This is a genomic window from Sporosarcina sp. Y1011 (assembly GCF_057669885.1).
Genome location: NZ_JBYHFP010000015.1, coordinates 1 through 25,485 on the forward strand (window position 1 = coordinate 1; position 25,485 = coordinate 25,485).

General features: G+C 39.4%; 21 protein-coding genes. 9 read left to right on the forward strand and 12 right to left on the reverse strand.

Features of this window, described 5'->3' with window-relative positions:
* Positions 1-1,028 precede the first annotated feature (1,028 nt).
* The gene (locus tag AC25Y5_RS14375; RefSeq protein WP_488140948.1) at positions 1,029-2,027 is read right to left on the reverse strand and encodes a DmpA family aminopeptidase; all 999 of its coding nucleotides are present in this window, start codon (positions 2,025-2,027) and stop codon (positions 1,029-1,031) included.
* Between the two features lie 458 nt (positions 2,028-2,485).
* Between AC25Y5_RS14375 and AC25Y5_RS14380 the strand changes: the two genes are divergently transcribed.
* Positions 2,486-2,719, forward strand: coding sequence for a hypothetical protein (locus tag AC25Y5_RS14380; protein ID WP_488140884.1), 234 nt, complete (start codon positions 2,486-2,488; stop codon positions 2,717-2,719).
* Here AC25Y5_RS14380 and AC25Y5_RS14385 read toward each other — a convergent pair.
* The 3 genes from AC25Y5_RS14385 to AC25Y5_RS14395 form a co-directional block, all read right to left on the reverse strand.
* Positions 2,716-3,267, reverse strand: a complete 552-nt coding sequence (locus AC25Y5_RS14385; RefSeq protein ID WP_488140885.1) for a DL-endopeptidase inhibitor IseA family protein — start codon at positions 3,265-3,267, stop codon at positions 2,716-2,718. The two genes, AC25Y5_RS14380 and AC25Y5_RS14385, sit on opposite strands and share 4 nt — an antisense overlap.
* Before the next feature lie 248 nt (positions 3,268-3,515).
* A complete protein-coding gene (locus tag AC25Y5_RS14390) occupies positions 3,516-3,944 on the reverse strand; it encodes a VOC family protein (RefSeq protein ID WP_488140886.1) in 429 nt (142 codons plus the stop codon).
* 304 nt (positions 3,945-4,248) lie between these two features.
* Complete coding sequence (locus AC25Y5_RS14395) at positions 4,249-4,413, reverse strand: hypothetical protein (RefSeq protein WP_488140887.1); 165 nt, start codon at positions 4,411-4,413, stop codon at positions 4,249-4,251.
* A 354-nt stretch (positions 4,414-4,767) separates the two neighbouring features.
* On the opposite strand from AC25Y5_RS14395, the gene AC25Y5_RS14400 reads away from it, so the two are divergent.
* Both AC25Y5_RS14400 and AC25Y5_RS14405 read left to right on the forward strand, forming a co-directional pair.
* Positions 4,768-6,063: a tetratricopeptide repeat protein gene (locus tag AC25Y5_RS14400; protein WP_488140888.1), complete on the forward strand. Its 1,296-nt coding sequence runs from the start codon at positions 4,768-4,770 to the stop codon at positions 6,061-6,063.
* The gene (locus AC25Y5_RS14405; protein ID WP_488140889.1) at positions 6,063-6,197 is read left to right on the forward strand and encodes a hypothetical protein; all 135 of its coding nucleotides are present in this window, start codon (positions 6,063-6,065) and stop codon (positions 6,195-6,197) included. The genes AC25Y5_RS14400 and AC25Y5_RS14405 overlap by 1 nt, the downstream gene beginning before the upstream one ends.
* 58 nt (positions 6,198-6,255) lie before the next feature.
* Here AC25Y5_RS14405 and AC25Y5_RS14410 read toward each other — a convergent pair whose 3' ends face one another.
* A complete protein-coding gene (locus AC25Y5_RS14410; RefSeq protein ID WP_488140890.1) occupies positions 6,256-7,029 on the reverse strand; it encodes a hypothetical protein in 774 nt (257 codons plus the stop codon).
* Positions 7,030-7,683: 654 nt separating this feature from the next.
* Between AC25Y5_RS14410 and sda the strand changes: the two genes are divergently transcribed.
* Entirely contained in the window at positions 7,684-7,818 is a 135-nt protein-coding gene (gene sda, locus AC25Y5_RS14415) for a sporulation histidine kinase inhibitor Sda (RefSeq protein WP_482102127.1), read from the forward strand.
* A 101-nt stretch (positions 7,819-7,919) separates the two neighbouring features.
* Here sda and AC25Y5_RS14420 read toward each other — a convergent pair whose 3' ends face one another.
* Positions 7,920-9,305 (reverse strand): S41 family peptidase, encoded by a 1,386-nt coding sequence (locus AC25Y5_RS14420; protein ID WP_488140891.1) that lies wholly within the window; start codon positions 9,303-9,305, stop codon positions 7,920-7,922.
* A gap of 232 nt (positions 9,306-9,537) precedes the next feature.
* On the opposite strand from AC25Y5_RS14420, the gene AC25Y5_RS14425 reads away from it, so the two are divergent.
* Both AC25Y5_RS14425 and AC25Y5_RS14430 read left to right on the forward strand, forming a co-directional pair.
* A complete protein-coding gene (locus tag AC25Y5_RS14425) occupies positions 9,538-10,530 on the forward strand; it encodes a dipeptidase (RefSeq protein ID WP_488140892.1) in 993 nt (330 codons plus the stop codon).
* A 518-nt stretch (positions 10,531-11,048) separates the two neighbouring features.
* Positions 11,049-12,104 carry an acyltransferase family protein gene (locus AC25Y5_RS14430; RefSeq protein WP_488140893.1) on the forward strand — a complete coding sequence of 352 codons (1,056 nt, stop codon included), beginning with the start codon at positions 11,049-11,051 and terminating at the stop codon, positions 12,102-12,104.
* A 159-nt stretch (positions 12,105-12,263) separates the two neighbouring features.
* Here AC25Y5_RS14430 and AC25Y5_RS14435 read toward each other — a convergent pair whose 3' ends face one another.
* Together AC25Y5_RS14435 and AC25Y5_RS14440 are read right to left on the reverse strand one after the other, a co-directional pair.
* Positions 12,264-13,136, reverse strand: coding sequence for a hypothetical protein (locus tag AC25Y5_RS14435; RefSeq protein WP_488140894.1), 873 nt, complete (start codon positions 13,134-13,136; stop codon positions 12,264-12,266).
* A gap of 130 nt (positions 13,137-13,266) precedes the next feature.
* On the reverse strand, positions 13,267-13,614 hold the full coding sequence (locus AC25Y5_RS14440) for a VOC family protein (RefSeq protein ID WP_488140895.1): 348 nt from the start codon (positions 13,612-13,614) through the stop codon (positions 13,267-13,269).
* Between the two features lie 295 nt (positions 13,615-13,909).
* On the opposite strand from AC25Y5_RS14440, the gene AC25Y5_RS14445 reads away from it, so the two are divergent.
* Positions 13,910-14,554 (forward strand): hypothetical protein, encoded by a 645-nt coding sequence (locus AC25Y5_RS14445; RefSeq protein ID WP_488140896.1) that lies wholly within the window; start codon positions 13,910-13,912, stop codon positions 14,552-14,554.
* A gap of 100 nt (positions 14,555-14,654) precedes the next feature.
* On the opposite strand, the gene AC25Y5_RS14450 is transcribed toward AC25Y5_RS14445, so the two are convergent.
* The 4 genes from AC25Y5_RS14450 to AC25Y5_RS14465 form a co-directional block, all read right to left on the reverse strand.
* Positions 14,655-15,383, reverse strand: coding sequence for an SGNH/GDSL hydrolase family protein (locus tag AC25Y5_RS14450; RefSeq protein ID WP_488140897.1), 729 nt, complete (start codon positions 15,381-15,383; stop codon positions 14,655-14,657).
* A 246-nt stretch (positions 15,384-15,629) separates the two neighbouring features.
* Entirely contained in the window at positions 15,630-16,355 is a 726-nt protein-coding gene (locus tag AC25Y5_RS14455) for a 3D domain-containing protein (RefSeq protein WP_488140898.1), read from the reverse strand.
* A gap of 1,059 nt (positions 16,356-17,414) precedes the next feature.
* Positions 17,415-21,938, reverse strand: a complete 4,524-nt coding sequence (locus tag AC25Y5_RS14460; protein WP_488140899.1) for an endonuclease — start codon at positions 21,936-21,938, stop codon at positions 17,415-17,417.
* Positions 21,939-22,543: 605 nt separating this feature from the next.
* Positions 22,544-23,194, reverse strand: coding sequence for a hypothetical protein (locus tag AC25Y5_RS14465; protein ID WP_488140900.1), 651 nt, complete (start codon positions 23,192-23,194; stop codon positions 22,544-22,546).
* Positions 23,195-23,819: 625 nt separating this feature from the next.
* Here AC25Y5_RS14465 and AC25Y5_RS14470 point away from each other — a divergent pair.
* The gene (locus tag AC25Y5_RS14470) at positions 23,820-24,758 is read left to right on the forward strand and encodes an agmatinase family protein (protein WP_488140901.1); all 939 of its coding nucleotides are present in this window, start codon (positions 23,820-23,822) and stop codon (positions 24,756-24,758) included.
* Positions 24,759-24,818: 60 nt separating this feature from the next.
* Positions 24,819-25,481: a helix-turn-helix transcriptional regulator gene (locus AC25Y5_RS14475; protein ID WP_488140902.1), complete on the forward strand. Its 663-nt coding sequence runs from the start codon at positions 24,819-24,821 to the stop codon at positions 25,479-25,481.
* Positions 25,482-25,485: the final 4 nt, after the last annotated feature.

Below are 25,485 nucleotides of genomic sequence, written 5' to 3' on the forward strand. Positions count from 1 at the left end.
CCACCTATGGAGGTGAGAGTCTTCTGCTGAATAAAGATAAAAAGGCTCTCAACTTTAATACTAGTTGAGAGCCTTCGGTTAACCGATTAGCCACTTTTGTTACCTATTAAGTTCAGAAAGAGATACATATGCATGCTGTTTAACCAATCGATATGGACCTCTTTCAATAACCAAGTAACTTGATATGTTTTGTTTGATTAATTGGATTATAGCGCATCATTTCTTTTCTGTCTAGAGGTTTTTAGAAAAAATAATTCCTTTTGTCTTTGTTTTCAGTTTTTCTATTAAATCTTGAAACTGCCATTTCACTAGGTTGGTTTCGGTCTGCTATTGGTGAATTAATCGCGACAGTTTTACCGAGAGGCAAGAATGTCCAGAAGTGACTTCGTCACTTCTAGCCATATCCTTTTCGGAAATCCTGTTGTGATTAATTACCTGTCGCAGACCTACACTATTCAAGTGAAAAATGCGGTTGCTTTAATAGAAAAGAATAGAACACTTTCTATAAAGGGTGTAAGTGCCCGAAGATGCAATTTCGGGCACATTAGCACGTTTTACATAGCATTCTTTGATTACAATTAGCTTAGAATATGTGATGTTATGTAAAAAAGTTACATTTCTCTAAAATAAAAATAGAGAAACTATAGAAGAAGATTTGAGCGGTCAAAATTGTATCTTTGACCGCTTTTCTCTGTGTGAGAAGAGAGTTATTCTATCGTCCCGAAAAGCTTCGGCACTACTTGTAGCTGTGTTTTGGGAAAGTGACGAATGAATAACCACCATACGATTATAGAAAAAATAAGTAGGGATGCGACTTCGTCGCATCCCTACTTATTAAGACATCTCGATAATGGTATAGAAGTCGTTCAATCCAAAGCAAACCAAAACAAACGATACATGTAGTGTCCAATTTGTGATCAAGTTATCCACTGGTTATTTTTAGTTAATCACCTAGTTAACGCAAAAAGATAATAACTGAAAAATTTCTACCTGCGGTATTTCCGTCCTGGGAAATCGCCTCTTTATGTTTACTCAAACGGAAAAGCATAAACAGTATTCCCTTTCCGCCCGGTTGTCGTTACTGCCTGTGACAATGAATTCAGGATTGCTTCTTCTGTAACTTCAGCTGCACCCAGGAAAAAATCATTCATGATTGGATGATCGTCTCTCATTTGTTGTCTGGTTTCAACAGTTCCGGTTGAGAAATGCGGGATTTTATTAGCGGTTGAAAAAGCGATGACAATGTCGCCACTGCCATTACTGAAATGGCTGCCCGTTCTTCCGAGCCCGATGCCACATCTTTTTGCTAGTCTGCGCAATTGTCTACTGCTGAGCGGTGCATCTGTAGCTAACACAATCATGATGGACCCGTCAGCCGGTTTCGGATAGCTAGGAAATTCCTGATTATCATTCAGTTTATATTTTTCATATTGAAAATCTTCTTTTCTCCCAAAGTTACTTAGAACTAAACAGCCGAGTATATAGGACTCCCCACTTTCGTCGTCATAGATAATTCGTGAAGACGAACCAATGCCACCTTTATATCCGAAACAAATCATGCCTTTTCCAGCTCCGACTGCCCCTTCCAATGTAGCATCAGTGGAAGCTCCTTTGATAGATGCAATCGCTTGGCTTGGTTGAACCGGCAACTCGCGGATTGAGTTCAACCTGCTGTCATTACATTCCCCCACAACCAGATTAATGGTGCCAGTTGTATCCCCAATCACCGGATTTTCATCTAACATATACTGTAGCGTCCCTTGTGAAACCGCGGGAACGCCAAACGTATTTGTCAGCATAATCGGTGACTCAATCTGACCTAACTCATCTACTTGGACAAGCCCCGATGTTTTTCCAAAACCGTTCAGTACATAGCTTGCAGCCACTACTTTATGCATAAATAAATTGTCGCCATGCGGTAATATAGCAGTCACGCCCGTAGCTGCGTATTCGTCCCCATCCAATGGATTATCCAGCGTTACATGTCCAACCTTTACACCTTCCACATCCGTAATACAATTCTTCATGCCTACCGGAAGACGACCGATTATAATTCCTCTATCTCTGATTTTTTTGGGATTTTGTAGATTCAATTTACATCACTCCAAGTACGATTATTTTTACTATTTTTCTCAAATATCTATTGAATTTTTCCAGTCAGAATATACACATTACTATAAAGCTCATTTGTCGATAAGTGGTAAAAATAAACAGCTTTAAACCTACTCTAATTAACGTAAAATACAGACAGTATTTTAAGCATTTACGCGCCGTTTCTCTCTGTGGATAAAGTTACTAACAGAAAAGCAACCGTCTTTTCTATCATTTTGTGCATAATATCGCTGTTATACACAACTTATCCACCACAAATGTTGATAAGACAAAGAGTTGTGCACTAGTAATTAAATCCAATTAACCCTTGCTAGTTCCCGACTTTCTATCTATTATATAGAAAGAGAACAAAGAAAAAAGGGCATATTAACGATTGAAAAAATCCATTCTATTTTTATTACTATTCATCGCAATATTTCCTTCATTCACAGAAGCTTCTACAACGAAATCGATTAAAATCACCGAAGCAGCACCTGTATTTGATCGATACCAAAAGGTTGCAGTTTTCAATAAAGGCACTTCACACACGGTAATGAATGAATCAGAACTTTTTTATCACACGGTGCAGGCGCATAAAAGTGATAGCCGAAGCGTCTATTCTGGTTAATCCACATAATCGGGTAGTTTACTAATACGCCAACCGGACTTTTTCACGTATTCGTATGTGACTTCGAATTTATCGTAAGTACCCGTATAGCCTATCGGCACGCTTAACTCAAATATATACTTGTTTTTTTTCGATTTCACCAACACCGCTGTTGCTACTTCCCATTCAAGAAGTGATCCTCCATCCGACTCAATTTGCGCCAACTTCTTATTTTGTTTAATAAAACCATGCTCTTTTATATAGCGTTTAGCAACTTTTTTTGTTAGCCACTTTTCAAGTTCAGCCCGTAATTCCTTCTTTGTGTCCAATTGACTGGCCATATATCGATACGTCTTCCCTTTATCATTGAATCTCTGATATTCCCCCTCTTCATAGACGCCGCCTGCCTGCACTATACTTTCCGTCGCTGCCCACCCTGCGGCAATCTCCACCGCTTGCGCCGGAGGAACTTCAATTTTTGTGATTGCTTCATCACTCGATTGTTGGCAAGCAGTACACAAAAAAAGCAGAAGCGATATGCCAAGTATCCAACGTCTTTTCAACTTCATGAAGCCACTCCTCTTTTTTCATTCAATGAAATGGATGTACGGTTTTCCCAATGATGTTGCAGCGCTTGGATTAAAGTCCTATGATGATAAACTCAGACGATTATATATATGCGGGATAGTAGCTAGGTAATTTCAAAATGATTCGAATCTAGCGGATAAACGGTGAAAACAAAAAACGCAGCGCGCTTTATATATGCGCATTGCGTTTTACTCTCCAAAATGAAGTAGCAATTCGTAAAATTAACGAATTACATGAATGTTTCTCCATTGTCATAATTAACTTGCCATTCAATTCCAAACTTATCCGTTACCATACCGTAGCTTTTGCTCCAGAACGTTTCTTGAAGTTCCATGCCTACGTTGCCGCCTTCCTTCAGTTTACCAAATATGGCGTTAATCTCATCCTGGTCTTTACTGACTACCGCAAGGCTTATATTGTTCCCCGCAACAAAGGGCGTATTGGGAAAAACATCTGAGAACATAACATTGCTCCCTTGAATATTCAAACGAGTGTGCATAACCATGTTTTTCGCTTCTTCCGGAAGGGGATATTCCGGATTAGGTGGTGCTTCTGCAAAAGTCATTATTTTGGGTTCTTCTGTTCCAAAAACCTCCGCGTAAAACAATACCGCTTCACGACAATTTCCGTTAAAATTTAGGTAAACATCAATAGCCATTCCATTCACTCCTTCGATTTACATTACATTTATTTGTCACACTATTATAACACTTCGATGATGTGGATGTCCTGTGGGTTGTCTAGAACTGGTGAGTGAGAGCGTCGCGGTTTATCAGGAGTGATTGGTCCTTAGGACTACATGAATCTGGCTGAAGGTGGATGGTCAACCGAAGAAACTTAAACTGATTAAAGCGGAATATTCTAATTCGGGTTTTGATTAATACATAATCACAAAAAGCAACATTCACAAACCGTCGATAAGTTTGTGGATGTTGCGCTTTCAATAAGAAAATTACAGCAAATTAGATTTGCTTGATGCCAAATGGACTATCCCGGAATTCGACTGATTCCAGGAATCCATTTGATTTCATTTTATCCAAAAACGCCATCAGTTCTATTTTCATTTCATATAAATCTATGTCTTTTAAGTCAACTTCAATTTTGTCATTTGGTGTCTCCATGGGCATAATCTCACTCCCTTCGAAAGAATGATAAGCTAGAAAACATGCGTTTCACCATACAGGAAATCACTTTTGGGCTGCGAACTCGTATTTCTTTATTCCTAAGTTGGATAGCAGCTTTTCCACTTTTCTTTCGCATAACAGCTTCATCAAAATAAATGTCCTCAATTCGCATGCGTACTATCCCTCACTCTCTTACTCAACAATATCATTCACATGGCTAGAATAACATTCAATTAAGTTGGGACATTTTTTTCGGAATTATGCATTTTTTGAGTGTTTCTCTAATTTATTTCCCACATTAAAATGGTATGATTAATGCTACGTATGAACTATGATTTAAAAGAGAGGGATTCGCTAATGAAAGTTGGACATTTAATAAGGGCAGAAAGAATCAGACAACAAATGAAACAATTAGTTTTAGCAAAAGGGATCTGCACGCCTTCTTACTTATCCAAAATCGAACGGAATTTAATAATCCCTAGTGAAGAGGTCGTTACGTTATTATTTAATCGATTAGGTATAGATCCTTCGAAGTTACAAAAAAATGATTTGCAAACTGAGCTAGATTTTGAAAAAATGCTCAATGAGACCTATAAAGAAGTAATTACGAGTCGAGACGTGAGCTTGACTAAACAGAAACTGGATTATCTACTGAATTGTAGTCCACTATTTGAAAACCAATCGCTCTACCACACTTACCTTCTAATTGTTTTACGGTTCCGAATCATTTCAGGTTCGGATTTTGATGAATTCAAAAAGGAAATAGACTACTTAGAAGAATTATGTAAGGACTTTAATCCACGGCAAATTTACTTATTTACTGTAAATAAAGCAATCTATAATTATTCAACAGAAAATCGCAATAAATCGATTGAGTATTTCGAAAATGTGTTATTATTAATTGATAATATTTTACTAGAAGATTGGGAAAAAGCAGAAATGAATTATATGATTGGGGTAGTCTTTACGGCGGATGGCCGTATTTTTACCTCCATTGAATATATTAGAAATGCACTCGAATACTTTAGAGAAAATTTTTTAATGAAGAGAGTATTAGAGTGCTATATACTAATTGGAATCACCAAAAAGAAAAATGAACAATTTCAAGAAGCATATGAATCCTATCTAAAGGCAATGCAAATATGTGATGAATTTAATTTGAACCATGAAAAAGGAATTGTTTACCACAATCTCGGTGCACTTTCCAGTATAATAGGTAACAGTGAAGATGCTATAAGTAACTATAAAAAAAGTATTGAATTTAAAACCGATGATGAAGATCCGCTACTTTCAATACTATGTTTAGTAATTGAGTATTCGAAGTTAGATAACAAGAAGCTTGTAAATGAGTGGTGTAATGAAGGTATGCTTTTGATGTCCCGTTTGGAAGACAATTACTCCATTTCGTATTACCACCATTTTAATATATTCAAATCAATTTACAGTGAAAAAGGTTTGTCCGAAAAAATTACCGAAACAGCGATTGAGTACTTCAAGGAGATACAAGATTATCAATATGTTCATAAATACTGTATTGCACTCGCCGAATGGTATTACCGTAATCGAAAATATAAACTATCATCTATTTACTACCAAGAAGCAAATAGATATGGATATTTATATAGAAAAATACAAACATGGGAGGATTTATGATGAAGAAAATTTTAGCAACACTATCACTTGTATTGATTTTGAGTGGTGTTATGGGCAGCCAAGCTTTTGCATCTATTGACAAAGTACCTAAGCTATTCAAAACATCAAGCTTCACAGTCGACCAAAGAGTATAAAAACAACAAAAGGAACAACTCTTAACGAGTTGTTCCTTTTGTTGTTTTATTTGCTTTACTAAAACAAAACCAATCGGCTCATCATGCTCCCTATTGCGTAGTCACCTAAAAGGATATACAAAATGGAAAAAGCAATCCCAATAATGATGATATAAACAGCTACGCAATAGAGTGGATCCACTGCCGATAAATCTTGACCCACGAACTTGATAAGAATGTACAATGGCACAATAAGAAATGCAATTAGAAGTGCGAAGGATAGTAATACGTTTCCGAATGCATACGCTTTTAACAGGAGGAAAATAAGTGCGATTAGAATCAGGAATGTCGATGGGATTAGCTGTGTTCCGTAAATGCCTGCAATGTTTTTTAAGGACTGATTGGGCCCAAGGAATTTAAGCGTGATAAACAATGAACCGATGGAAATCGCCGTACATCCAAAGCTAAGTAATAACGATTTTCCCATAACCTCACCAAATGAGGCTTCGTACGGAAACCCATAAATAAAAATTGGTATATTATTCATGAAAGTGAACAAGAAAAGCCCTATTAATATTAATTGAATGACGATAGTGACAATGCCGTTTCTTAATTCCTTTTCCCCCTGGTCCATTGCATCAGAAGGACGCTTCAAATGGTTTACAAAATAGACCCAGTACGCTTTCATGGCCACTTTGACCAATTCAATCTTTTCTTTCGACTTTATGTCAGGTTTCGTTGCCGTTCTGCTCATTGTTTGCTGAACTTCGATGACTTCGGTGCTTAATGCGTTTCCGCACGTTGCACAAAATTTCCCTTCACTTTGTTTATGTCCACAATTTATGCAGTGCAATCCGATTCCCCTTCACTTTTTACTTTTCCCCCTACTCGCTACACTTTACCTCCCCCTACAGGCACACTATTTTCTAACTATCTAACACACGCATTACACCAATCTATTCTTCACCGCCCCCCTTATATGATTAACAAGCTAATTCGATTCGTATGTAGACAAAAAAAAATTCCTTCAATTCGCGGAATGGACTCAAAAGGATTTATTAACTAATCAATTACGCCTCGGCGTAATTGCGTCCAGATTTTGAATCGAGCTTGCTCGATTGACTCCTTTCAAAATCTGTGACATCCGCCGGAGGCTTTATTTTTTCAGCTGGCGTTTGGAGACCACTGAACAGGAAAACTAAACCGCATTCATCTTCCACCTTTGGAGTTGAGGGATGAATGCTGAATAAAAATAAAATGTTTCGACAAATTTCGCAATTCCAACAACTGTGGATAAGGTTATTAACCTTATACCCATGGCTAGCAATGCTTTGCCACTCATTACGAACATGTTTTGAACAGCTTATCCACCACCACCTGTGGATAAGAGAACGGTTGTTCTTGGTCCTAATCTTTGGTAGATTTAGAGTACAGCTTAGTTCTGCCCTATTCTCCAATCTATGTCTCAACATTTCAGTTTAGTACACATATCTTAAAAAAATCGGAGGTGCAATCCCAGTTGAAAAAATTACCTAATGACTTATTGATTAAATCTTACTTCAAAGCAAAAGACATTAAGTTAAATCCTCACTTTATCGAATTGTTGGAAGAAGAAATTCATCGGCGTTCTTTAAAGATCTAATTTGACTTTTATCTGAATGGAAGAGGATAGCCCCTACAAAAAAGCACCAGGATTTCTACCATCTCATTATTAAATGAGATTGCCGAAAACCCGGTGCTATCTTATTTTACGGATACATCCAAATAGACGCCTTGTTTCATCCTTTTATCTTGTGTGTTTTTATAAACTGGATGAATCACAAGTAGATAGGTACCCCCTGCTAGTAAAGACTTTTTCGGAACGACTGTAACTGTTCTATCATCTATAGCCCCTACGACTACTTCAATCTCTTCTCCACCTAGTTGGAGAAGTTGAATCGCTGTTTTATCACTATTTTTCCAATTCATTTTCGTGTTCATCTCTACCTTAAACGATTTCTTGACCGGCACATTTGTAAGTGCAGGAAGCTGTTTATATCCTTTCATCTTTAACAGCAACTGATCTCGATGGGCTACTTCAAGTTCTGTCCCTATCTTCGTTACGATGTTTGGCTTCACACCTACTTCATCCACAGCCTGACCGCCCGGCGAATAAAACCTTGCTGTCGTCATTTTCATGACACTGCTGTCATCGAATCCATACATCGATTGCATCGTGCCCTTGCCGTAACTCGTCTGTCCGTAGAGTGTTGCCGCCTTGTTCTCCTTTACAGCTGCAGAGACCATTTCAGAAGCACTGGCGCTGTATTCATTAATGAGAACGTGAGTCGGCCCTTTGAACTTTTGTTTTTGAACAGTAGATGGATAGACCATTGGCTTCCTGTTCTTTTCTCGTAACTGAAAGGCACTGGGTGTATTCGGAAAGAACCCTGCAATGTCCTGTGCAGCCGTGATATAACCGCCGCCATTATTGCGTAAATCAACAATATACCCGTTTGCACCGGTTAATGATTGAATCGCTTTGTCCATTTCTTTCGAGGATTCGGTTGCAAAGCTGTTGAGCCGAATGTAAGCAATATTGCCACCAAGCATTTCGGATTCAACATTCGGCAATATAATCTCTTCTCGCGTAATCGTTTTAATGAGAGGAGCTTGGATTCCTGTACGTACAATCGTCAAAGTGATCGTCGTTTTGTCTATCCCGCTAATTAACGATACAGCGGTCTGAATGGACTTGCCAACGACGCTTTTTCCATCCACATGCGTAATGACGTCACCCGATTGGATGTCCGCTCGTGATGCCGGTCCTGTTGAAATGACCGAAATTACTTTGATCCCTTTCAAATCTTCTTCAAGGACAACACCAATACCTACAATTCGTTGTTCGATTGCATTGACGAATCCCGCGTATTCCTTCGCACTCATATAAACAGAATGAGGATCGAGTTGCTCTGTAATTTCCTGAATGGAGCCTTTCGATAACACAGCTTCAGGCACGTCATCGACATAATAATCACGCACCAATTGCCGAATTTCATCGAGCGGTTCTGATGCAGCTAACGTTTCTAATGGAAAGAAGACAAATGACATTGCGAATAGTAATAGGAACGATCTGATAACCTTTTTCACCAAGTTTGCACCCCTCTCCCCTGTTTTTAGTTGTTGTTAGTGACTAGTGTTTTAAAAAGATATGTAGTTGATCAATTAGGTAGTATTTCACGGATGACTGCCGATAAACACTAACTACCTGTTATGAGTAATTTCATTATAACAAATAGTTTTAAAGTTGCATTGAGTTTCTTTTGATAGACTAATAGACACGCTATTAAAATGGAAATCACTTAAGGGAGGAGAGATTGATGTGAAAGTTTTCGACATCCATTCAGATCTTTTTACGGACATCGCATGGAGAAGGAGCAAAGGAGAAACTGATGTATTCGACCGAATTCATTATCCGCAATTGAAAAAAGGCGGTGTCGATTCAATTTGTTGTGTGATTTGGGTTGAACCCGCCTTCCGTCAAGATCCTTTCACACGTTTTCAGACGATTTTAACGCATGTGTTGGATGATTTGCGTTCGTCTAAACATGCTAATGTTTGCCTAATTACCGATGACATGAAAGACGCGACGCGTTCGGGGAAGATTAATCTCTTTTTAGGGATTGAAGGAATGCGTTTTCTTGAACACTGGGGACAAGATTCATTCGAAAGTAATATCAATGCCGCTTTCGAAGAATTACATGCTAACAAATTCAGACAGTCCATTTTCGTATGGAATGAATGGAATCTTCTTGCAAGCGGTACGGGTTCAGTAGACGAACCTGCGAAGAGAGGACTGTCAGCTTTAGGTGAGCTCGCAGTGCGGAAAGCGAATGAGCTAAATTGGATCCTCGATGCTTCCCATTTGGACGAAAAGTCTTTCTGGAATATGCATGCGATTTCCAATCAGCCGATCATTGCATCGCATAGCAATGCAATTGCCCTATGCCCGCATGAAAGGAATTTGACGGATGCTCAAATGAAAGCAATTGCCGAGGGCGGCGGAATCATTGGATTGAATGCGTTCAGTGGTTTTATCGACAAAGTGAATCCTACGCTGGACCGTTTTGTCGACCATGCGGTGTACATAGCGGACCTTGTTGGACCTCAACACATCGCGCTTGGTTTTGACTTTCTCGATTATTTATCTGCGTATGATTTAGTATCCAAATCACCGCGTACAGTCGGACTGGAGGACTGCACCAAAATTCCCGATTTGCTGGAACGCATGGCAGTGAGAGGTTTTTCCAAAAATGAGCTGGATGGGATTAGCTTCGATAATGCTTTTAACTTTATGAGTAAGAGGTTGAAATGATGAGGTAATGTGTTGCGGACTTCTACTTGGCCACTTTCGGTTCGCTTTAGACAACGTGACCGATACAGGATTATCGATAGACCAAGGGCTAAGAGTTGTGACTTCGTCACTACTCTTAGCCCTCTTTTCGGTAATCTTGTACCCGTTAGTTGTCCGTCGCTCCCTTAAAATGGGCTAGGTAAAAGGGTGTTTACTTTTTAGAATGAAAGAATAGATGCTTCTCAATCTATTTTCAAAGCGCCCGAAGATACAATTTCGGGCGCTACCGCCACTTCTCTGGTTTCCCCATCGCCAAGAAATAACCAGCGCAGGCGCGTAAAAGTGGTAGCCGAATCCTATTTTAACGGGATTTCTAATGTCTGGCTTTATTCCCCGAATTTAAAATCTACACTCCCCCTTCCTCTTTATGAAATTGCTTCCATCTTTCTTTCAATCCTGAGTCAATCGTGTTACATCACGTTTCTGACTACGAATTGGTAGTACAATGGAATCAGGTCATTTTTATGAGGAGTATGATTATGAATAAGAAACGTTTATCCTGGGTGGATGTCACGAAAGGATTTTTAATGATTCTTGTCGTCATTGGTCATTATCCCGGTCAACTCGATTTCCCGCTCGCAAAATATATATACTGGTTCCACATGCCGGCTTTTTTCATTTTGAGTGGTTTGTTTTTCAAACCCGCGTTAGAAAAAGGGCTTATGAAACTAACGATTCACAAACGCTTTATGCAATTAATTGTACCCTATTTGTTTTTCCTGCTAGCAATCACGACAATCCGTTATGGAATCGAAATTGGTTCAGGCAATATGGAACTGGCTTGGTATGCAAATGACTTTTGGACACTTGTAGTAGGCGGTCGTTTTGCACGTGGCGCATACGGTGTTTTCTGGTTTGTAACTACACTATTCTTTACGTACCTATTCTTCTTATGGATGACAAAATACTTTAACCGCACAAAACAGATCGTTATCTTATCGATTTTCTATATCGTTGCCCATTTTGAAAGTATTTTTGCCATGCAAGTCATAGGTGGTGCCCCGGATACAGCTTCTCAAGCGATTCCGATGATTTGGAACATTGATGTTGCGCTTATGGCGGTCGTCTATTTTGCACTTGGTTATTATTTGAAGTCGATTTGGATGAATGTCACGAAGTGGTGGTTACTCGCTGGATTGACTGTTAGTATATCAGCCTATTTCCTAGATGAATTCCATGTAATTGACTATCATTTGAGTATGAAATTTCTACGTTATGAACATTTTGTGTTAGATTTGATCATTCCCTTGTCATTCACGCTCGTTCTGGTGGGCGTAGTTCAACTCATTGCCGCTCGCTTGTCACTCAACTGGCTACAATGGATTGAGAAACACTCACTGACGATTATGTACTTGCACATCTTTACAGATATTTTGTTAAATGATTACTTTACGTATGGCATTGTTGGATTCACAGCATTTGGATTAATCGTCCCAATCTTTGTTTCCATCATCATTCAGAAATTGCTGCCACACGGAAAACTGCTCCTCGGTGGATTTACACCGAAAAAGCGTACGCCTTCCGTAACCACATGAAAAAAGCTGAACCTATATTTACAAAGCTCAGTTGAGTGGTATAAAATATAGCACGAAAAAGACCGCTAATTCACATATGAATTAGCGGTCTTTAAAATGCCTATATATCAACATTTAAGCACAAATAACACCTATTTCAACAATTAAATTGACACACGTTTAATCAAACGTTCGACATTGTTTTTCGATTTCTTCTTGCGAAATATGTTTCTTTATTTTTACGTTTGTCACTTGTAACCCAGTTAGGTTAGAATCACTTATAGAAAAAGTAAGTTTATCGAAATCTCCACCGTGGTGTCCTGAATAGTTTAAAGCACTAGCAAAAATGAGATGTCTTCTAGGATCCCCATCAATCGGTTCAATTTTGATTTTTGGACACATGAAAAATTCCGAATAAGATGGGCCCAACTGATATAAATAACGTGTAAACAATGCTTCTTCAAGTAACTCTTCTTTAGTAAGTCCGTCCACTTCTTTTCTCCACCCTACCATGAGCCAATCATAGAGAGATTGTGATTTTAATCGCACTTTTTGTCTATTTTCCGAAACGATTAATTCCCCTTCTTTAGCTGTGCAGGTTTTGCGTTTATTTTCAACTACACATGTATAAGCGGGTTCTATAATGTTCACTTCACCATTTGCCATTTTCAACGTCAATTTATTGGATGGATTATCTACGGGTACCTCGGTTGTTCCCTTCACTCGGGCAGAGTTATTAAGCCAGAACACCACTTTTCTGAGTACACGTTCTTGAAAACCATCATTGATACTGAATACACGCTGAAGTCCGGAATTATTTTCAACTTTAATGTTTTCAATATCATTATGCTCTAATGAATGTGCCTTCAATTGTTCCATAAAAGGTTGATTGGTATCCTTCTTTGCTTCAGCCACTTGGCTATCTGAATTAATTAAATTGACATCAAAAAAATACTTATTAATATCTTGGTTAGGTGCAGCTTGCTTCGCAAAAACACCCGTATTATTTGCGAGAAATAGGATACAAAAAAGGACGTAAAGTGTTTTCTTCAAAAGTGTCCACCTACCTTTTCTTTAAAGGTATCTTTCCCGAATAATCTTCAACTTTTCTGCCCATTAAAATTGCGCCTCTACTTGTTGTAGAAACGCACCCGTTTACTTAATAGCAAATGATCACAACCCGCTATTTCTCCCAAAGCTCGATAAGTCGACCTTCAGGATCTTTAATCCAAATAAACTTTCCGTATTCACTAACCTCTTTTTTCTTTTCAAGAAGTACACCAATATGTTCAAGATGCTTAATAGTCTCGTTTAGATCATGTACTTCGAAATTTAACATCACTTGTTGTTCTGTTGGAAAATAACTATCATTCTCGGTAAAGAAAGAAAAGATAGTCTCATTTCCTAATTGGGGTTTAATCACAGTCCCATTCCAATTTTCTATTTCAGTCTTCAACACTTCACTGTACCATTTTTTCACAACATCCATATTCTTAGTTCTCCAAAATATTCCTCCGAAACCTTTTATCATCGTATCTATCTCCTGTCTGTCTTTTAATCTATAGTTTTCGATTTAATGTAAAGTTTCTTCTTCTACTGCCACTAGGTTGGAACAAGAACAGTACTTTGTTCTTTATTCGGCCCCCATAATACGAATACCTTTTTATTAAACAAATGGAAATGGTTGAATCATTTACTTTTAAAAGGGAAAGTCATGTCCATTGTCGAATAGATACTGATTGAGTAAATGAATGATTTAAACTTTTCTGAAGTGAATGATGTGGTTGTGTGAATTTCATACAAAATATGTTATTAGGGGTGCATGAATGATGAATAAACAAGTGAATGGAGCAAGTCTTAATGATGCTGTATACATCGGGATCACAGAAGCTGAAGCACTTACAGGCATACCAAACGCCACTCTGAAACGCTATATCCTAAATCACCCGCAATTCATCCACTTTAAGAAGATTGGAAGAGAATACAGAATCAGAATTACTGAAATAGAAAAGCTGAAGATTATCAGGAAGCTGTATAACGACGGTCATAAATTGGATGTCGTCAATGAGAAGCTGGAAACTGAAGGACTGCCCATCACCATAACGTCCAATTCAGAAGATGGTTTGAACCTGATTTCAGTTAATGAAGAAGTTGCCGAATTGAAATCTATGCTTGTATTACAGAATCAGCTACTTCAGCAAGTTGTTTTGAAGCTAGATGATGTTGAAAAAGAAAGAGTTGAAAGGGAACGGCTTTTGCTTCAGGAACTCCAAGAATCAAATCAGCTTTACCAGCAAAATATAGGGGAATTAAAGCTTTTGTTAAACCGTCACGAATCGGAAAGGGTTTCTAATTTACGATTAAGCATGGAAGAAGTTTCTGCAACCGTGGAAGGTATCAAAAAAGAAGTAGAATTGAAGGAGGAAGCTGCACGGAATAAAAGTTGGTGGCAAAAAATTTCAAGAAGGTAAAATAGGGAATTTCTTTACTTTCCGGATACGATTCCACTAACGGATTTATGTAAAATTCCTTTTGCCCCTCTCAGCTGAACGCGTTATCCATTTACGACGTTCAGCTTTTATGGTTTGAATTTATAAATTCTACGATCCGCCTTCCTAAGATTGCGGAACCTTCTTTACCTGGATGCAACCCATCTGCTGTAAGACGAAAAACCCCTTGCAAGTAGTCTGTCTCTAAATCCAAATCAGTCACTTCATGTAAATGAAAACATGTTATCGCATGTTCTTTACATCTATCAAGAATTGCATCGTTATATTGCTCAATGGTGAGTGGATGGGTTTTCGTCGGTTTTGGAACGCGATTCAAAAGTGTACTGACAATGATAACTGCATTTGGAAATTTGTATTTGAGACCACTTAGTACAATGTTAAACGAGCCATAAAAATTGGTCGTCAATGTACTGTCTCTGTCTCCAAGGGGAACTTGTGCTGCATAATCATTCGTTCCTATCAACATGAAAACAATATCCGCATCCGTATTCATCGTTTGCCAACGCGACACAACAGGAGGTAATCTGTCATCCAGTCCCTCTCCCGGGTATAAGTGATCCCGGCTTGCAATCGTTCCGCCACTAATCCCATAGTTACGCGCAGTTCCAAGCTCTAAGGATTGATCGACAGTGGTCACATAAGTCACAAAGTTTCTTTTAGCGGTACCGCTCGTAATGCTATCTCCGAGAAAGTTAACTTTCTTACCTGCCCAACGACTTTCGATAGGTTGTTGTTGTTGTTGTTGTTGTTTTGTGAAGTATTTTTTTATTATAGAACGAATGATTGGCATTCTTTTCAACCCCTCGGATTAATAAATGTCTAATGTCTAACGTCTAGTTTAACTTGAGCAAAAGAGGTCCAGCAACTTTCATCTGAATATAGTTCATTTCCTCAACATTGTCACTGGAAACGACAGCTGATTTATAGGTTAATACAAAAAAACTCAGCCCTTTACTTACAAGGCTGAGTACAATTCTTCACGCTGTCATTTCAATGAAAATTCTATAAAAAGTTAGTAAGCGTACTTACAATTTCATCAATTTAGCACTTTAATTTTAACGGTTTTACGGCCCCAATTAAGCGCATCTTGTTCATTTTCCATAAAGACATCAATGGTATTTCCTTTAATCGCACTGCCTTTATCTCCAGCGATGGCTTCTCCATATCCTTCAACCCATACACGCGTTCCAAGTGCGATTACTGAAGGGTCAACTGCGATAACCTTTTGGTTGGGATTTGAACGCAAATCAATTCCCGTCGCCGTCACGCCTGAGCATCCGTCACAATAAGCTGTATACGCGGTCGCTGTCACAGTCATCTCTTTTGCTGCCGGTGAAGCTGCAGCTACTTTTGTTGTCTGTGCAACAGATTTAGATGATGCAGGCGCTTTTGATCCTCCAAAGACTAACTTGTCGCCCGGACGAATTAAATCACTTGAAAGATTATTGCTCGTCATTAAAGCATCCACTGAGACATTGTGAGCCCCTGCGATTTTGAACAATGTATCGCCTTTTACGACGACGTATGTTTTCACCCTGTCTTCTACCTTGTCTTCTATTTTAAGACGTTGTGACGGATAGATAAGAGTAGACTCTAATCCGTTCCATGCCTGTAATTTTTCGACGCTGACATTAGCATCTTGTGAAATAGACCATAATGTCTCTCCTGATTCTACCGTGTGGACGCTAGATGCAGATGCTTGACCTGCCGAACCTACTGCTAATGTTGCAATTGCCGCTAGTGCAATGATGTGTTTTTTCATAAATTGAATTTCCTCCTTTTCATTACCAAAACAAAGCATAACACCCAAAGATTTCATGGACATTGCAGCTATGTGTGTAGAAGATATCAATTGTGTGACACAATTCGGCCCCTTGATTTATTTGCAATACTCTGTATAACTGTCAGTTATTTTGCATATACTACTAGTCACAGAGACGCGGCACTTCTCTGTCCCGCGATAGGGGCACCTTCGACGGAAGCTGAAAAACAATACTACGCCAAATCCGACTGGGGATTACCCAGTAGTGCCGCAAAATACATAGTATAGAAAAGCCTAGGGCGCCGCCCAGCTCCGATAGGCATAAGGCGGACCAACGGAGCGGTGAACTTCCGCATAGTTGGGCCGACTTATGACTCGAGGAGTTGGCGCCCGGAGCTAGATCACATGAAAAGTGGAGGGCGCCGCAATCTCCTATTCACCATTTCAGGTTCGCTTTGGACAAAGTTAACGCTACACGATAAACGACAAACAAAGCGCTACGAGTAGTGACTTCGTCACTACTCGTAGCGCTCTTTTCGGTAATCCTTTTTCCGTTATTTGTCCGTCTCTCTCCTAAAATGGTCAAGGTAAAAGTGCGCTTGCTTTTTATAATGAAAGAATAGATGCTTCTCTATCCAGTTCCAAAGCGCCCGAAGATACAATTTCGAGCGCTACTCCCACTTCTATGGTTTGCCCATTACTCATTAAATGAAAGCAGCAGCCGAAATTGTATCTTCGGCTGCTTACATTTTTATAAAGTGGGCGTTTATTCTTTCATTATCCAAAACTTAATCATTTAAAATACGATTATTTTTGGAGAACACTGGATAGGCTTCAGCTGCACGTTTTCTGAAAAGAAGAAGAGCCGAGAAAGTGACAAAGTCGCTTTCCCGGCTCTACTCTTTCTATCAGCAAAAATGTAAGCGGAAGTACTGTCCAAAGCAATCCTAAAAGAAAATACACACACATATTACATTTACTTAATCACTGTACATGTTCTCTCTACTCAGTCTATACGGTCAGTAGTTTAGATTTCATTTTCAACCTATCCATTCTCAGTCACGATGCAATTCGTACATCTTCTGCAACAACCTGTGGCCAAATGAGCTCTACCCATTCAGGATGGTCAATGAATGGATTACGATTCCCCTGCCATTGCTCGATAACTTCGTTGCGGTTTCGTTCAAATTCATCGATTGGATCTGATTCATGCCATTCCAGCAGAACTGAAAGTTTCCCGTGATATGGATTGCTTCCATTGTTAAGCTTTTCATTTAACTCAAGATCGACACGGTCTCCTTGCTCATAGCGAGTAGCCATGTAAAACAGGATACGAGCGACATCACCTTTTACTGCATCGGGCGGCTCCCAAGAATTCGCTGTTTTGTAACATCCGCTACATCCTTTTACACTACTCCCGCCGTTATCAAAATCCAAGTTTCCGCGTAAACTGTTCACTTGGACATCTGTGGGACGCAAATGATGGATATCGGTTCCCGGTCCTCTGCTCGTACCAAAATTGCCGTGGGATTTCGCCCACACATGCTCGCGGTTCCAGTCTCCAACGTTTCCTCCGTTGCGATCTTTAGAACGTGAGTCTCCAGAATAGAACAAAATTACGTTGTTCGGATTGTTTGGATCTTTATCCGTCTCCCGCAGCGCCGCCCACACTTCAGAGTAGTCTAACTGCTTTTGCACCGAAATAATGTCATGAAGTGCCGTTTTCAATGCCTGCCCTTCTTTTCCAATGGCGTCCTTATAGTAGCCATCAGCAGGAATCTCTACAGCTGTTACTGTCACACTGAAACTTGTCGTAACCGTTTTGTCGCCATCGCTAGCTGTGACACCCACAATATGGCTACCTTTTTCAAGTGAAAGTGATAATATTTCTGCATTTACTTCGCCCTTTGTTGATGAAAACGTTAGTTCATCTCCATCAGGATCCGAGAAGTGCTCAGTAAGTACAACTGAGACACTCTCTCCTTCTGTCACTGTTTTACTTGAAATTGCTTTGGTGACGATAGGTGCTTTGTTCTCTACTATCGTTGGGTCGCCAATTCTTTTCCCATTTGAATTGTAAAACTCGATTGCATCCGGATTTGCACCATTGATGAATTCGATATTTTTCACATTTTCAGCGCCTCTAATTTCAAGGTGATGTGGACCATCGATAACGATATCCCCCATGACAGTGCCTTTCAAATCGACAATTGCTCCTTTTTTCTTCGGCTGAAGGATTAATTTATTTGTCTTAAAGCCTTCTCCGCTAACTTCCAAATAATCCCCTTTGAAAAGGATTCCTTCATCTAGAGACGAGTTCGCATCCATTTTCACTGCGACACTAGGTTCTGCAATGTTCAACTTTTTCTTATTAAAGTTCACTAAGTCATACACTTTTTTTACTTTAATCGGTTCCCAAACAACCGGCTCTTCAAATCCGATTTGGACGAGGACTGGGTCATGGTCGCTTGCACGGCCTGCCATATCTGTAAAGTCTGCATTGATATGAAGAATATCAATTTCGGTTTGATCGACTAAGTGATTTGAAACTAAAATATGATCGAGCACTTGCGAATTACCTTGGTAGAGGTATGTGTAGCGATCAGCCGTTTCAACTTTGTTAATCATATTTGTCATGAGGTTTCCTTCATGAATCTTTAAGCTATCCGAGAATTGGAAGTCGTTAAAATCGCCTAGAGATACGACGTTCGCATCTGGATTATCCGTTTTTACGTCTTCAATGAAATCATAAACGATTGTTGCAATTTGTTTACGTTGTACTTCACTACCATAGACAGGAGGCTGTGTTGAACCAAATAATGGCGTATCACCTGATTTTGAATTCCAATGATTCGCGATAACAATTACGCTTTCACCTTGGAAGTCAAATTGTGCAGCAAGTGGCTTACGGCTGCTAGCGAATGCCGCGTTCTGCGGGTCAATGCGCCCTGGATTTAGTGTTAACTTTCCATTATAGTAAGCTACCGAAGTAGTTGCATCACCTACAGGGCTGCCTTCCGTCAATGATACACGTTCCGGATTGTATAGGAATCCGACACGAATATTCGCATTCGGTGCTCCACCGTCTTGATTCGAAACCGGATCGATGTTGACGTATTTATAATTCACGCCGCCCGCTTTCACGATTTCAGCAATCAATCTTTCATAACTTTCATTTGCTTTTGAATCCCCGGCATCTTCGCCGTTATTATCTTGGACTTCCGTCACACCGATAATATCAGGACTCTGCATATCTTCCGCAAACGCTCTTGCTAATTTTCGAGCTTTGTCTGCAGAAGACGACTTTGTATTGTTCGAGAAGTTTTCCAAGTTATACGATGCAATTGCTAACCTATCGTCTGCTTTGACAAGCGTCGTTTTTTCAGGTGTTGCATTGCCTTTTGTATGTGCCGCCTGCATTTCATCCAAAGCCACATAGATTTTATAATTTTGGAATGAATAGCCAACTACACCTGTAATCGGACCTTTAAATGTATCGCCAGTAGCCACCTCGAAATTTCGAGCTGCACTATTCGGCTCTAATCGGAACTGGACACGATTTGCGTTTTGATTGTCTTTTTCTAACAATAAACCACCGTGCAATGTATTCGTCGGTGCCTGTTCAAGTACTGTGATTAAATCACCATGTTCTTGCGGAGATACAGCTTTGACATTGCCGACTTGGACGCGCATTCCTTCCAAGCTCTCCCAATAGTCAATTGCGTCAACGTCAGGATTGAATACGGACAAACCGTCGCTATCAATCTGTTCACTTGGAATACTTTCTTCATCTATCAGAATAGGTGCAGGTAATTGCACACCTCTTTTTAAGACTTTTACGTTTCCACCTTGATCATCACGGACATTGATTTGTGTAGCTTTCATATCAGTCCCTTGACGATCTGCAAATCCGTCAATTGCATATTCACTAACTTTACCGGAGACAGTTACTAAATCCCCAACCTGAATCGGCCAAGCATTCCGTCCACTGTAAAGAATGATTCCTTCCGAAGTCTTTGCATTGTCATCTGCCGCTGCATCGGGCGTTTGGATATGGTAGTATGTCGAACCACTTAGTGTAAATGAATAAGTGACAATGCCTTCAATACCTTCAACCGTCTGATTGTCAAATGGAGAAGTGTGGCTTTCCCCTTGGATATCATGAATTTGAAGACTGTCGGTAATTGTATAGTCGAAAGTATTCGCTTCACTAACTTGACCATCTTCCGTTTTCACTATTGCTTTAATGGTTGTATTTTCTGTAATGTTGATAGGTGCTTCATATTTCACACCAAATTCAAGGGGATTTGTTCCGTCTAACGTATAATAAATAGCTGCTTGTTTTGTACTTGTTGACAGTGTAACCGTAGTCCCTCCTACGAATGTACCGCTTGCAGGATTCGCAGTAACAGGTTGGACAATTGAGCTATCTACGATGATGTCTTCTTTAAAGCGTGGAAGCAGTTGATAATCAGCATCGAATTGCTGCACGATGCCTGAAATAGATTCATACTGCGTTCCAACAGCTAAGCCCAATCCATTGTTTTCATCGCGAATGATAAATTCCGTTGTACCATCTGTCGCAACGTAATTGGCCCAACCTGCGCCAGTTTGCACATCAATGATTTCAATATTTTCTGTCAGTACGAGTTGCGATTCGTTTTCTTCCGCAACATTGGCACCTGTAATTGTTTTAGCAACCGGTGCGCCTACATTTGCAGTTTTCACTGCGATTGTCGCGCTGTCTAATTGAAGCAAACCGCGGTAATCGGCAAGTGTCCCAGTTAAGGTAACTTCATCACCAACCACGGCATTCAAACTTGTTGGACGCACGGCAATACCGCCCGTAGGATCTTGGACAGAAATCGTATTTTTCAAATTTGCCGCTACGATTCCTTTAATGGTTACCGTTTCCCCTATATTCAAAGATCGCGCTTCAGCGATTGAAATGAGAGTTACAGGTTCTTCAGGGTCTTCAGGATCTACCGGTGTTCCACCTTCGAAGTCATGGAATCCTAAATAATCGAATGTGTCTTTAGGATAAACAATCCACTCGGCGCTACGATCAAAAGCATCATTTGGACTCGAATCGCCTGTTGTTATCCCGGCACCACGGACCAATGTCACATCGGTTCCCCAGTTACTTGTAGCCCCAACTTGTCCAATTGAGTCAATCACTTCGCCAGACTTTTTCAAAACAAGTGCGTCATTACCATTAAAGTTAATGACAGTTGTGTTTTCCAATTGGCCCTTGCTCTTAATCGCATCATTGGCATCTCTATGGTATAAAACATACGTTTCTTCATTACTCAAGGTCCCCGTTAAAGCGATTTTAGCAGTAGCTCCCGTCGCTCCATTTGCATAGAGTTCCAACGTATAATTGCTTAAATCAATTGCAGTCCCTGTCTCGTTGTAAAGTTCCACTGCTTTATTATAGCCGCTTCCCTCCACGTATTCAGATATCAGTAAATCTGAAGCAACAGCAGCTTTTACCGTCGCCGGGTATGCAGGTCCTAGCAAACTAGCTACTAAAGCAATCGATAAAAAGGTATTCAAAGGCTTTTTCCATTTTCCTTTATGCATGTAATAATTCCCCTTTCTGATTGAAAACTAGTATTTATACGATAGCCTTGCAAAAAGCGCAAAATCGCTCCCTTTCAAGTCAATTATTTGAATAATTATCTCCATATTCAGCATATCACCGCATGTGTGAGATCACCTAGTGACCTTTTGTAATGTTTTGTAAATTCTATGTAAAGCTTTTGATGTGTATAAAAACTAATTATTTCGACCAATCTATATATCCACTAATATCCATGCATATTTTACTAGTTATATGAGATGAAAAAACCCGGTTTTTAGAGACTGATTCCATAATAGATGCTTCGGCTTTTTGTGAATGCCTCTCACGCTGTTTTTTTCTCTGCAATGGGGAAACCATAGAAATGGGAGTAGCGCCCGAAATTGCATCTTCGGGCGCTTTGAAAATTGATAGAGAAGAGTCTATTCTTTTATTATAAAAAGTAAGCGCATTTTTACTTTGGCCATTATAAGGGAGCGACGGACAAACAATAGTAACCGGATTGCCGATAAGAAACCGCGCCACCTTTATCCTACACGCTTCAGCTCGGATCGGTATTTTACAAAAAAAATCAGACAGCATATAACTGTCTGATTTCACATTGCACTCACGTAACGATTTCAGGAAACGTGATAATCATTTCTCCATCAATATTTACAACCTCGATAAGCTCTTCATTGAAAAGATACGGGGTATCGTTTTTGTCTTGGGGTGTTACGGCTTCGTAACTATTCTTTGCGGACAAAACCTGAAAAGTCACAGGTACATAGCTGCCCTTGCTCAACATTTTTGTATTTCCCATCAAAAATATATCCTTACTGGACACGGCAAAACTGAGATGCCCTATCTGTTTATTCAATGAACCTGAAACTAATTTAATATCCTGTAATAATGATATCGTGCATAGAATGAAATCATTAATGAGTTCATTTGATAATTTGTCATAGCCATTTTGTTGAAACAACGTATTAAAGCCGTTTCTAATTTCTTTAAATGAAAAGACATCTTCAATCTTCTTGGTTTTGATGCCATTGCCCACGTTATTAATAATATGCTTACACTCTTCGAGATACTCACTAACATACCCCATACTCTTTTCTCGTTCTGCCATAAAATCACTTAGTTTTTTAACGCTATCTATACCTTGTGCTTCATCATTTACGAGCATCATAAAAGCATAAAAGTCCTTCTCATCAAAACGTCTTTCAGCAAACTTTGAATAATAATGCGCAAATAACTGTTGTTCTTTCTTATCCACAGCGTTTCCTCCCTTAAATCTATACTTACATCATAACACGCACTGATTAACGGGAGGTCTGTCAATACACAAAAACCAACCTTTGATGAATCTTTGGTTTTTTCAATGGGGACGTTATGCAGAGTGAGGACATTTTCCAACAAGCAATGTATCCGAAATTAGCTGTTGTTCTTTCATGAACTGAATGGCGATATGATTGAACTCGGTATGTTTTCAATGTTACATAAATGTGGGTTACGAACCTACGGAGAAGCATCCAATTCCCAAAATGTACATCATGGGTGATCAAGCTTATATGTTCCTCGGTCCTGTTAAGGAAGATACAGTGCATGACCCGTCTGCTATGCTACATATTATTAAGCACTGTGAATTTACAACTAGTAAATCCACAGCCCTCCTTTATTTCGTTACAAAGTGCACATTCCGAACATTTATTTTATATTATTCTTGATAAAATGATTTAAAAAAGAGTAGACATTTAACATACATGTCTACTCTTTTTCGTATTCAATTCCACTCTTAAATTTTAATTTTATTAAAAGCATATTGACTTTTTATAAAAATGATTCTATTATTCAAATAGAACATTGCAACAATTAATACACTTGAGAGGAATTGAGAACTTATGACTACAAACATTTATGGAAATACACCTTGCTTCCTAGGTGCTAAAAATATCTCTGCTGATAAAAACACAGACGGAATCGACGCTGTTGTTTACGGTGTACCGTGGGAAGGTGCTGTTACGTGGGGCGATTACACAGGTTGTGAACTCGGACCGAAAGTAATGCGTCTTACATCTGCAAGATATAGTGGCTATTTACCAGAGCTAGATCATATCGACGTATTTGAACATATTAAACTCGGTGATATCGGTGATGTAGATGTCTTACCTGCTGATGTAGATGAAACAATGAAAAGAATCACGAACTTCACTAGCGAGCTATGGAAAAGCGGTAAATTCCTAATCGGACTTGGCGGAGATCATGGTATTACATTCCCAATCGTGAAAGCGCTTACGGAACAAGGCAAAAAGGTCGGCATTATTCATCTTGATGCACATTATGACAACCTCCCTTCCCATAACGGCGATCAGTACGCACGATGCAGTCCTTTCGCAAGATTGTATGAGCAAGAAGGCGTACGAAATGAAAGCATAATCCATACAGGTATTCACGGGCCACGAAATGAACCACAATCTGGACGCAACGCAAAAGAAGCAGGTGCGGTAACGGTAACGATTAACGACATCCGTGGCCATAAAGACTTAAAACAACTTGGTGCTGAACTGCATGCAATGGCAAGCGTTGATGTGGACTGCGTATATTTGAGCATTTGTAGCGATGTCTTGGACTTTGCTTTTAATCCAGGAGGTCCAGTTGATGGAAACGGACTGACATCTTATGAATTACTGACGCTCGTTCATGAAATTTGTAAGCAAGGCGTTGTCGGTATGGACTTCGTGGAAATTTATCCACAACAAGATGCAAACCAAAATTCAGCCCATTTCGCATCTTCAATCATTTTATATGCACTTGCTGGGCACATTGCCAGCAAAAAATAAAAATGAGTTTGATTGGACGCGATGAATGTCGCGTCCAATACTTAGGAAACGGGTGAAACGATGACCAACAATAACCGTGAAAAACGAGACGTCCTGCTAACTTATATTCCTGTAGCAGATATGATTGCCGCAACGTTTGGTAGCAATTGCGAAGTCGTTATTCATGACTTGGAAAACGTTCAATCGTCGCTAATCTATATCAAAGGTTCCGTAACAGGAAGAACAATCGGTGCGCCAACAACCGAAGTTATTTTAAAAGAATTGCAAATGCATGGCGATTCAGTAAAGGATATGCTCGGGTTTACAACGAGGACTCAAGACGGAAAGTCCCTTAAAACATCTACTTCATTCATTCGTGATGAAAATGGAAAAGTGATTGGCTTTTTAGGCATCAACTTTGACATTACCGCCTTCTCAATGGTCAACCAGATTATTAAAGACTTTTCAACAACAATCGATGTGAATCAGCCTGAATCTCATATGAATGAATCCTATGCACAAAACATTGAAGAAGTTTTTGAAAGTATAATCAATGACGTATTATTGGAAATTGCGATTCCTATTTCAAACATGACACGAAAAGACAAAATTCACTTCGTCCATCAATTAGAAGAAAGAGGTACATTCCTCATTCAAGGTTCAGCTGATCGGATAGCAGAAGTGCTCGGAGTCTCGAAGCAGACAATATACAATTACCTGGAAATTGCTCGTCCTTCTTCATGATTTT